The sequence below is a fragment of the Bacteroides sp. 1001302B_160321_D4 genome (genome assembly GCF_015667765.1).
Lineage (GTDB): Bacteria > Bacteroidota > Bacteroidia > Bacteroidales > Bacteroidaceae > Bacteroides > Bacteroides xylanisolvens.
On the sequence record NZ_JADPLO010000133.1, the window covers coordinates 1 to 3,664 of the forward strand.

Consider the following 3,664-nt stretch of genomic DNA (forward strand, 5'->3'; position numbering starts at 1 on the left):
AGTTCAAGGGAAGGCTCTATTCAAAGGAGTACAAGGAGAAGTTCAGGACGGAGCACTCAACGGCAACAGTGGAGAGGAACCCGCAGGAGAAAGGAAAATTCAGGCTGTGCATTGACGGAATACCCATACTCGATTGGTTCAGGAAGAAGTTTCAGGAAATTAAAGAAAAGTTAGGGCTAAACACACCTGTTGAAAACAAGCAACGAAAAGGATTGAAAATATAATCACTTAATAACGAGAGGCTATAAATTATTAGTGCCAGTAAAAGAATATACTCTTTACTGGCACCTGTTAAACGCAAATTGACACCCTAAATCTAACAAATATAGAAAAATCTATTCTTCACTTGGACAATATCAGAAAACATAACCAACTCCCAATACCAACCTGGAAAAATCTTTATGTGTCACATAATACTGTAAATATACATTTATATGGTTTATAAATCTAATACCAACTTGTGGAGCCACCGCAAAGTGCAACTTATAACCTTCATTGAAAACTCCCACATCTATATTATCAATTGAAACACCAGTTCCCAAACCAACATAGGAATCAACAGATTCATTCCGTAAGAAATGATAATTAGCTGCCGGCATAAGAGATAAAGATCTTCCATTAAAAGTATTATTCAGTACAATTGTGTAACTTTCATAACCTAATTTTAGATTTACACTTAACGGATTGGTGGAAAACCTATATATTCCATTTAAATAGAACCCAACATGATTTTCTTTATATCCATTCTTTTGTAGCCCAATTGGATAATTGGCTCCTAATTCAAATTCGAATCTCCTTCCTTGTGCTAATACCAGCCCAATATTGCATATAAATAACCAAAGAAGTAACATACATACTTTTTTCATAACCAATTTATCTTTTAATACCATATCTCTTATTTATTTGTCCGACAAGGAGTGCTAACTTCAAATTATCGCCACTTCTTTGGCTCATTTATAGCAGGGAGAATTTTGTAAAAACCACCTTCACTAAGACTATATCTGAAAGTGTTTTGTTCATATCGAGTTCTTCTTGGGTTATTATGCGTCCAAACAAATTTTGTGAGCAACAAATCATGTTTTAATTGTAATTCAGTACCACGGCTATTATTACTCTTAACAAATTCTTCTACTGTTGTATCATCCTTTTCTGTTCTTGGTATTCGAGCCTTCAAATAATGTCTGCTATGTTCTACAATATTAAAAGAAATGTATCTTGGAGCAACTGTCGGAATCTTAGCCGTTCTATCAGCATAAAAGGCAAGATGTACATCGCCAATTATCTTTTCTCTTTGTAAAGATCTACCCACATAGGAGTCATTTTTTAGATTCCGATATTCAATTCTTGCATATACAGGATCGCTATCAATATCAATTTTAAATTTAACTTTATAAGGTGAATGATCCGACAAATACGCAAAGCTGCAAAATATAGGTTTACCAGGTGTCTCTGCAGAAAAATGCCCTCCTTCACTTATAAATTTGATAAAATCGTCAAATCCGGTAAGGGTCTTTACACCACTGTCACCATTTCCTCCCCCTACATATACTTTCATTCTGGCCTCATCAAAAAAGCCCTTTTCTTCAACTGTCAGAAATTCTTTTTTGTTATATAAAAAGCCATTAACGGCCTTCTTTACAATGGACTCCGCATTCTCGTATATTTCATCGGTTTCAAGAGTTAATATGCCGACCCTTCCATAAGCTATGGAGCTCACATAGACAGGAGAGTATTGGGCATTGATACTACCTTCAATAAAACTCTTCTCAGGAATATCCATATCAATTGTAAAATATTTCTGAATAAACCTTATATATAAGCCACTACTTTTACTAATTCGTTCCTTATGTTCTTGTTGGGAAGATGACGACCCCCAAAATAAAAAGCTCGTATTGGCATTTGATCCAAAAGTCATTTTCAGCTCATCATAAGATGTAAAACGGTGTATATCAAAGTGTACGGAAGCTGATTGTTGCCCTATACCTTTCTGATGCATCAAATCCATTACCAACTGCCTACATGAAGACAAAGAGGGCTTTTCAAGTACACCTGTAACTTTTTGGGCAGGAAAGGACACAGAGACATTTATAGGCTTATAGTGGACACTGATTGTTTTATAATCCTGATTGGCAACGCTTGCCCCATCCAAGATAGAGCCAGGATAAATATATCGATTCAGATTATCCAAAACTATCGACTCATCTGCCTGTGCATGAATTGTTTTACCAAACCCATTATCCCATAATGTCTCAGAAATGATTTCTGAAGCTCTTGTATGGATATGCGAAGGAGAAGATAAAACCTTATCTCCCATATCAGGAATATAGTTATGCACATTTATATTCACCACTTGTTCGGGATACTTAGGTAGATTTTGAAAAGAACAGCAATCAGATTGCTGTTCTTTTTTGTCAAATTCTTGTTCACATGAAATTAATCCTATAGCAAATAAAAACAGAGTATATCTTAAGATTCTCATGGTTCTAAGTTATTGTCAATTTTCTAAATGGATTTTAAATTTGGAGTAGAAGGGAGAGTTATCAGATAAATAACTCGCAGTATAAAAAATTGCATCTCCCGGCAGGTCTTTAGAAAATCGACCTCCTTGAATTATAAAATCTTGAAACTCATTCCACCCCTTCGCAGTTTTAACAGTGCCTTCTCCTTCTCCATTATACACCATGACGTTCACCTCTGCTTCTTTAAGAATCTTTTCTTGTTCAAGATTAAAAGATAATTTCCCATTTACAACTTTAGCTTGTAAGGCAGCTTGTAAGGCAATTCTTACTTTATCATAACTTTCAGAAGATTCTATCGAAATTAAGGCCATTCTTCCATAAGTAATGGAACTGATATAAATAGGATCATACTTACCGACAGATCCCATATCATCATGATTTAAAAGAATATTTCCATCAGCAGGAAGGTCCATGTCAACAGTGTAATTACGTTGTACTATTTTCGCAAACAATCCGGTTTTCTTTCTTATTTTTCCCTTATCAAGACTGACATCAATATTAAGGAGCCCGCCTATGTTGACATTTGCTCCAAAAGCAAGTTTTAACTCTTCAAAATAGGAAAATTGCCTCATATTATAAGTAAAAGACCCCAACTGTTTACCTGTCATGCCTTCTTTATTCATTATATTCTGCAAAGATTGCCTTTGTGCTGAAAGGCTCGGTTTTGCGATAATATCAGTAACCCAACGAGCTGGAAAAGAATATGATATTGTAATTGGATCCATAGGTTTTACAATAGGAACAAAGCGCTGCTTTTCAATAGATCCACCTTGAAGAATTGAACCTAAATAAATATACCTCATTAACCCTTGAGTTGGTATATGTTCATTTGTTTCATAAATTAATGTATGTCCATTTCCACTACTCCATACACTATCTTTCAATAATTCAGAAGAACGAGTAACGGAGGTTTTATTAAATGAAGCAAAGCTTTCTGGATTATCCATTGAAATATTTATCACTTCTTGAGGGTATCTCTCAAGAAGAACATGATTAGAGCCACCCATTTCTTCAACTGTATCATCGGAACATGAAATTAAAAACATAATTGGCAAAATCAACAAATATACATACTGTTTCATAATTAATATAATTAAGGTTAATACTGAATATGTTAAAAATCAAAAGTACCATGTTTATAAGAG

At 34.5% G+C, this 3,664-nt stretch carries 3 protein-coding genes and 1 pseudogene; 1 reads left to right on the forward strand and 3 read right to left on the reverse strand.

What is annotated here, in order from left to right; translation table 11 throughout:
- Positions 1-224: pseudogene (locus tag KFO40_RS25335) on the forward strand (mobilization protein); the annotation flags it as partial.
- A 132-nt stretch (positions 225-356) separates the two neighbouring features.
- Here the strand turns inward: KFO40_RS25335 and KFO40_RS25340 are convergent.
- Genes KFO40_RS25340 through KFO40_RS25350 form a run of 3 tightly spaced genes read right to left on the reverse strand, consistent with a single transcriptional unit; the run spans position 357 to position 3,601 of the window.
- Complete coding sequence (locus tag KFO40_RS25340; RefSeq protein WP_005809729.1) at positions 357-890, reverse strand: porin family protein; 534 nt, start codon at positions 888-890, stop codon at positions 357-359.
- Between the two features lie 41 nt (positions 891-931).
- Positions 932-2,479 carry a thiol-activated cytolysin family protein gene (locus tag KFO40_RS25345; RefSeq protein ID WP_117829534.1) on the reverse strand — a complete coding sequence of 516 codons (1,548 nt, stop codon included), beginning with the start codon at positions 2,477-2,479 and terminating at the stop codon, positions 932-934.
- Positions 2,480-2,494: 15 nt separating this feature from the next.
- Entirely contained in the window at positions 2,495-3,601 is a 1,107-nt protein-coding gene (locus KFO40_RS25350) for a thiol-activated cytolysin family protein (RefSeq protein ID WP_005809735.1), read from the reverse strand.
- Positions 3,602-3,664 lie beyond the last annotated feature (63 nt).